This is a genomic window from Micromonospora sp. 15K316, from assembly GCF_004348525.1.
Taxonomy (GTDB): Bacteria; Actinomycetota; Actinomycetes; order Mycobacteriales; family Micromonosporaceae; genus Micromonospora.
Window position 1 is genome coordinate 1 of record NZ_SMKG01000280.1, and the last position, 6,463, is coordinate 6,463.

9 protein-coding genes are annotated in these 6,463 nt (G+C 73.7%); all 9 read left to right on the forward strand.

The features are described 5' to 3' along the window. Nucleotides 1–24 precede the first annotated feature (24 nt). Nucleotides 25–396 (forward strand): hypothetical protein, encoded by a 372-nt coding sequence (locus E1211_RS29335; RefSeq protein ID WP_243709750.1) that lies wholly within the window; start codon nucleotides 25–27, stop codon nucleotides 394–396. A 133-nt stretch (nucleotides 397–529) separates the two neighbouring features. Next, a complete protein-coding gene (locus E1211_RS29340) occupies nucleotides 530–1,162 on the forward strand; it encodes a DUF4178 domain-containing protein (protein WP_132353026.1) in 633 nt (210 codons plus the stop codon). Further along, nucleotides 1,163–1,669, forward strand: a complete 507-nt coding sequence (locus tag E1211_RS29345; protein WP_132353028.1) for a DUF2617 family protein — start codon at nucleotides 1,163–1,165, stop codon at nucleotides 1,667–1,669. It begins immediately after the preceding gene. Then, nucleotides 1,666–2,091 carry a DUF4247 domain-containing protein gene (locus E1211_RS29350; protein ID WP_132353030.1) on the forward strand — a complete coding sequence of 142 codons (426 nt, stop codon included), beginning with the start codon at nucleotides 1,666–1,668 and terminating at the stop codon, nucleotides 2,089–2,091. Before E1211_RS29345 ends, E1211_RS29350 begins: the two co-directional genes overlap by 4 nt. Before the next feature lie 34 nt (nucleotides 2,092–2,125). Next, the gene (locus E1211_RS29355; RefSeq protein WP_132353032.1) at nucleotides 2,126–2,548 is read left to right on the forward strand and encodes a DUF350 domain-containing protein; all 423 of its coding nucleotides are present in this window, start codon (nucleotides 2,126–2,128) and stop codon (nucleotides 2,546–2,548) included. Beyond that, a complete protein-coding gene (locus E1211_RS29360; protein ID WP_243709749.1) occupies nucleotides 2,548–3,333 on the forward strand; it encodes a hypothetical protein in 786 nt (261 codons plus the stop codon). The genes E1211_RS29355 and E1211_RS29360 overlap by 1 nt, the downstream gene beginning before the upstream one ends. Beyond that, nucleotides 3,330–4,898 carry a polyamine aminopropyltransferase gene (locus tag E1211_RS29365; protein WP_132353034.1) on the forward strand — a complete coding sequence of 523 codons (1,569 nt, stop codon included), beginning with the start codon at nucleotides 3,330–3,332 and terminating at the stop codon, nucleotides 4,896–4,898. Before E1211_RS29360 ends, E1211_RS29365 begins: the two co-directional genes overlap by 4 nt. Nucleotides 4,899–5,013: 115 nt before the next feature. Further along, on the forward strand, nucleotides 5,014–5,793 hold the full coding sequence (locus E1211_RS29370) for a hypothetical protein (RefSeq protein WP_132353036.1): 780 nt from the start codon (nucleotides 5,014–5,016) through the stop codon (nucleotides 5,791–5,793). Between the two features lie 126 nt (nucleotides 5,794–5,919). Then, nucleotides 5,920–6,463 (forward strand): hypothetical protein (locus tag E1211_RS29375; protein WP_371686220.1); only part of this gene is annotated, 544 nt, incomplete at its 3' end.

Consider the following 6,463-nt stretch of genomic DNA (forward strand, 5'->3'; position numbering starts at 1 on the left):
GGGAAAGTAGGGGGCATGGTCGGGATGGGGAAGAAGCGCGACCGTGAGATCGGGGACGCGGTCGAGGAGCTGGCGCGGGCGGAGACGGTCGCCTTCGGCGGGGTCGGGTTCGCCGGGACGCTGCTGCCGGTGACCGAGGCGTACGACCGGGTCGAGGCCGCGCTGGCCGAGCAGCCCGAGGCCGTACGCGAGCACCTCGACCGGCTCCTCACCCGAGGCTCGCCGGCCGGCCGGGCCTACGCCGCGACGCTGCTGGAACGGGTCGACCCGGCGGCCGCGCGGGCGGCGTGGCGCGCCATGCGCGACGACCCGGGGCAATTCACCACGTACAGCGGCTGCGTCATGGGCCGAGCGTCGTTGGGCGAGTACGCCACGAGCCGCCTCGCCGAGGCGTGATCCCGCCGGTCAGCCAATGTGTCCACTGTGGGGCGCGACGATCGGGTGACTGAGTGCTCACTCGACATGCGTCGAGTCCCCGCAGGTGCGCGGGCTTGTTACCGTTCGCGCCGATGTACCGGGGAGGGTGCGGGTGAACGGGTCCGTGGCGTGGCTGGTGGCGGTGGTGGGCTGCCTGGTCGGAGCGGCCGGAGTGGCGATCGCCGTCGTGGCGCTGCGCCGGTCTCGGCGCCCACCGGAGGCGGCGCCGACCGACCCGCTCCGGGACCACGACGCCGATGCGCTGCGGGGTGACCCGCGCCGGTTGCGCCCCGGCGACCTCGTCGAGATCCGCCAGGTGTCCTACCTGGTGCGGGGCACGGTCCGGCTGGTCGAGGGGGGTTGGAGCTGGGTCGAGCACCTGCTCGACGATGCGCAGGGCGTGCGGCGCTGGCTCTCCGTCGAGGAGGACCCGGAGCTGGAGCTGGTGCTCTGGAGCGCCGAGGCCGGCGCCACCGTGACGCCCGGCGCGCCGACCATCGACTTCGCCGGCCGCTCCTACAGCTGGAAGGAGTCGGGTCAGGCGCGGTACACGGCCACCGGCACCACCGGCCTCGACCCGGCCGGCACGATGCGGTACCACGACTACCAGGCGACCGGCGGGGCGCGGCTCTCCTTCGAGGCGTACGGAGAGGCGGGCTGGGAGGTGGCGCGTGGCGAGCTCCTGCACCGCACCGAGGTGATGATCTATCCGCAGGCCGGCGAGGACCGGACCGGGGGGCAGTGAGTGCTGGTCACTCTGGACGCCCCGTACGTCGACACCAGCGCGGCCGACCTCAGCCTGGCCCGGGACGACGGGGAGCGACCCGCGCTGCACGTACTCGACCTCGACCTGCCCGGAGCGATCCGGCTCGGGCTGCGGCTGCTCGGCGCCTCGCACCAGGTGGTGCTGCGTGCGGGCGACGTGCTGCTGACCGAGACCGTGGCCTGCCTGCCCGGACGACGCCCCGAGCTGCCGGCGACGGTACGCGACGAGGCGACCGGCTACCGGTTCGCCGCGACGGTGCTCCGACCACCCGCCTCCGGTCTGCGTGACCGGGTCGCCGCACTTCGGGCGGAGCTCGCCGACGACAGGTTCGCGCTGGTCGGCGTCTTCCCCGGTGACCCGGACGCGGTGACCGCCCTCGCGGTCCGCCCCGAGGCGCCCGGCGCCGCGGTGGCCTGGCGGACCTGGCACGCCTATCCGCAGACCAACGAACTGGTCCTGACCGAGACGGTGGTGACGCTGCGATGACGTACCGGCGCTGGTTCGTGGTGGGGGTGGCCTTCGCGGTCGTCGGCGCGCTCGTCGCCGCCTTCGCCGTCTTCTACGGCAGCTTCTCCCCCCGCGGGTACGTCGAGGATCGCTACACCCGGGACGCCGGCCGGGACATCGGCCGGGAGGCGGTCGCCTACACCTCGGCCGGTACGCCCAGCCGGGTCGCGAAGGAGATCACCGACGCCTGGCAGCCGGCCGACCAGTACATCGACGGCAGTGGGGTCTACCTGCGCTACGACGACGACTCGGTGGTGATCCTGCCGATCGCCACCGGCTCGGTGATCCTGCTGGAACCCCTCCGGACCGCGTACCCGCGCTACCACTCCACTGTCGGCTCGTACTGGGGCTGGGGACGTGGCAGCACCGTCCGGGGCGGTGGCCCCGGCGCCGGCAAGTAGTGGTGACACCAACCCCCTCACCCCTGGAGCGCCCGTGCAGACCCTTGTCACCGATCTCCTGGTCACCCTCGCCTACGGGGCGATCGGGGTGCTGTTGATGGGCATCGGCTACGCCCTGGTCGACCTGGCGACCCCCGGCCGGCTCAGGGAGCTGATCTGGACCGACCGCAACCGCAACGCCGCTCTGCTGCTCGCCTCGAACCTGGCCGCCGTCGGCGTGATCGTGGTCGCCGCGATCGCCGCGAGCGAGGACGACTTCGTGCTCGGGATCGTCGGCGCGACCGCGTACGGGATCCTCGGGCTGGTGATCATGGCGGCGGCGTTCCTGCTGCTCGACGCCCTCACCCCGGGCCGGCTCGGGCAGATCCTGGTCGACCCCGAACCACACCCGGCAGTCTGGGTCTCCGCCGTCGTGCACCTGGCCACCGGCGCGATCATCGCCGCCGCGATCAGCTGATGGCGGGCGGTCGACCACCCCGGCGGCAGCCCACGGGCGGGCCGGGGAGCCGCACCGGGTGGAAGGTCGGCGCGGGGCTCGCGGCCGTGGTCGTCCTGGTGGGCATCTGCGTCGCCGGTGCGCTGAGCGGGGACGACGACGCCGCCGTCGCCCCGCCGACCGTCACCGAGCGGGACGACACCGTGCCGCTTCTCCGGCGGGCGGCCACGGCGCAGGGGATCTGCTACGGCTGGGTGCTCCAGGCGGACGTCGAGGTGGTCAGCGCCGGCTCCAACCTGGGCGACGGGGTGGGCGTCGAGGGTGACCCACGGTGCCCGCGCTGGGTGCGGGTCGTCGCGGACGTCACCTACGTCCCGGAGAGCAGCGAGTCGAACGACTACGCGTACGTGACGGTCGAGGGCTCCGCCGACCTGGATCCGGGGCGCCTGCTCGCCGTCGATTCGGGGCTGGAGCGGTTCGGGCTCACCGAGGACGCCTTCCTCGACGACCCCGGCTGGGCGGTGACCCGGGCCGCCGTCAGCCTGCCGCTGCTGCTCGCCGAGGCCGGTGCGGCGGCACCGGTGCCGGTCGCCACGGCCGGCTCGGCCGATCCGCCGCCGTTGCCCGCCGCCGGGAACGACCTGTGGCGGGACCGCTGGGGTTACCTGCTCGCCGCCGGCGGGATGCTGCTGGTCACCGTGCTGCTGCTCACCGTCGGGCTGGTCCAGCGTCGCCGGGAACGAGCCGGGGCGGCGCCACGGGCCAGGGTGGGCGCGGCGTCGGGGCGTACCCCGGAGGATCGATGAGCGCGGACGCGCCGGAGCGTCCCCGGCGGCGGGTGGCTCGGGTGGCGGTGCTCGCCGCGGTCTTCGTCTGCGCCGCCTGCGGCCTGGTGTACGAGCTGGCCCTGGTGGCCCTCGGCAGTTACCTGATCGGGGACAGCGTCGGCCAGGCGTCGATCGTGCTCGGCGTGATGGTCTTCGCGATGGGCGTCGGCGCGCTCGCGGCCAAGCCGTTGCAGCCTCGGGCAGCCGCCGCGTTCGCCGCGATCGAGCTGGCCCTCGCGTTGCTCGGCGGCCTCTCCGTCCTCGGCCTGTACGCGGCGTTCGCCTGGCTGGATCTCTACGGGCCGGCGCTCGTCGGCACCGCGTTCCTGCTCGGGCTCCTGATCGGCGCGGAGATCCCGCTGCTCATGGTGCTGCTGCAACGGATCCGGAAGCAGGCGGCGGGGAGCGCGGTGGCCGACCTCTTCGCCGCCGACTACGTCGGCGCGCTGCTCGGCGGGCTCGCCTTCCCGTTCCTGCTGCTGCCCGTCTTCGGCCAGCTCAAGGGGGCGATAGTGGTCGGCGCGGTCAACGCGCTGGCCGGGCTCGCCCTGGTCGGCACGGTCTTCCGCACGGAGTTGGGAGTCCGGTCCCGGGTCGCGCTCGGTGCCGGCGCCCTGGCGGTCGCCGTCTGCCTCGGGTACGCCTGGGTGACCGCGCACGACTTCGAGGTGACCGCACGACAGCAGCTCTACCGGGATCCCGTGGTGCACGCCGAGCGCAGCCGCTACCAGGAGATCGTGCTGACCCGGTCGGTGCGGGAGATCGGCCACACCGGAACCGACCTGCGGCTCTACCTCAACGGCGACCTCCAGTTCAGCTCGGTGGACGAGTACCGCTACCACGAGGCGCTCGTACATCCGGTGCTGAACGGACCGCGCGCCGAGGTGCTGGTGCTCGGCGCCGGCGACGGCCTCGCCGTCCGGGAACTGCTCCGCTATCCCGACGTCCGGCACGTCACGGTCGTCGACCTCGACCCGGCGGTGGTGGCGCTGGCGCGTGCCGAGCCGCAGCTGCGCCGGCTCAACGCGGCCGCGTTCGACGATCCGCGGGTCCAGGTGGTGAACGCGGACGCTTTCGGCTGGCTGCGGGGCAACCCGGGACGGTTCGACGCCGTCGTGGCGGACCTGCCCGACCCGGACGAGACGGCCACCGCGAAGCTCTACACGGTCGAGTTCTACGCCCTGATCCGGGCCGTGCTCGCCGAGCACGGCCGGCTGGTGGTGCAGGCCGGGTCCCCGTACTTCGCGCCCCGGTCGTACTGGTCGATCGAGGCGTCCGTACGGGAGGCCGGCTTCGCCACCGTGCCGTACCACGTGGACGTGCCGTCCTTCGGCGACTGGGGCTTCGTGCTCGCCGCACCGGCCGCCGTCGCGCCCGCGCTGGCGTTGCCCCCCGACGCGCCGGCGCTGCGTTTCCTGAGCCCGGCGACCCTGGCGGCGGCGGCCACCTTCCCCGCCGACCGGGGTCGCCTCGTGGTGCCCGCCTCGACCCTGCTGCGACCCCGGGTCCTGGAGTACGCCCGGACGGAGTGGCGCGGCTACTGATCACGCCCGTACGTCCGTTCCCCGGCGCCACGGCGGACGCCTCGCGGTGGCGTCGCGGCCTGCCGCGCTGGCTGATTGCCGATACGGTGTGGGCCCGACCTAGGGAAGGAGCATCGTGGTCGATCCCCCCAGCACGCCGGCCCGGTCACGGCCGGGCGTAGTGACGATTTCCAGCTACCTGCTGATCCTCTTCGCCGTTCTCCAGCTCATCGGCCTCATCATCACGCTGTCCACCATCGGCACCATCCGGGACGTGCTGCGCGACGCGTACGCCAGCACGGATCCCGATGCCGCCGACGCGGTCGGTGGCATCACCTACGCGGTCGGCATCGGCGGCGCGATCTTCGCGCTGCTCATCGCGGTCGGCCTGGTGGTGCTGGCGCTGCTCAACAACCGTGGCAAGAACGGCTCCCGGATCACGACCTGGGTGCTCGGCGGCATCATGATCTGCTGCACCGGTGGCAACCTGGCCAGCGGCGCCGCGGGCGGCTTCACCGGTGGCGCCGCCGGCGTCAGCAGCGGCAACGCGCCGAGCCCGGACGAGATCCAGCGTCAGCTCGACGCGGCGCTGCCCGGCTGGTTCACTCCGCTCAGCACCGCCCTGTCGTTGCTCGGTGTGCTCGCGCTGCTCGCCGCGCTGATCCTGCTCGCGTTGCCCAAGGCGAACGAGTTCTTCCGCAAGCCGCAGCCCGCCTGGGAGCCGCCGGTGCCCGGCGCCGCCTACCCGGGCTACCCGCAGGGTCCGGGTCAGCCCGGCTACCCGTCCTCCGGTGACCCCGGCTATCCACCGACTCCAGGTCAGCCGCCGGCCGGTCAGCCCCCGGTGCCGGGCCAGCCCGGTGACCAGGCGCCTCCGTCGGACCGGCCCGGCCCGACTCCGCCGCCGATGAGCTGACGGCCCGAAGAAGAGCGACGCCGACAGGTCCCTCCGATAGGTTGCAATCGACGCCTATCGGAGGGACCTGTCGTGTCGTACCCGCACCCGGTTCCGGCCCGTCGTCCCGCCGCGGTCGGGTCGGCGATGGCGGTGCTGCTGGTGATGGCGGTTGTCGCCGTCGGGTACGCCGTGGCCGCGCTGCTGGTGGTCGGCGGCACCGTCGACCGGTTCCGCGCCGCCGCGACCGGTACCTCCGCCTCCGCCGACCAGGTCGGCGGTACGGTCGCGCTGCTGCACACCTCCGCCGTGGTCTCCGCGGTGGTCAGCCTGCTGGTCGGGGTGCTCCTCGCCGGTCTCGCGTTCGGTCTGGGCAGCGGACGAGCCGGCGCCCGCGCCGCGGTCTGGGTCGTCTGCGGGCTCGGAGTGCTCGGCGGTTGCTGCGGGCTGGCGCTGCTGATCGGCCAGCGGTCGGTGCCGCTGCGGCCGAGCGCCGACGATCCGGCCTCCACCGAACTCTTCGGTCTGATCGCCGATGCTTATCCGGCATGGTGGATCCCCCTGGGCGGGGGGCTTTCGATCGGGCAAACACTCGGTTACCTTGTGGTAGCCGCGCTGCTGGCCCTGCCGGCGGCGAGGGCGTGGTTCCACCGTCGACCCGTGCCGGCCACGCACCCCGGGTTCCCCACCC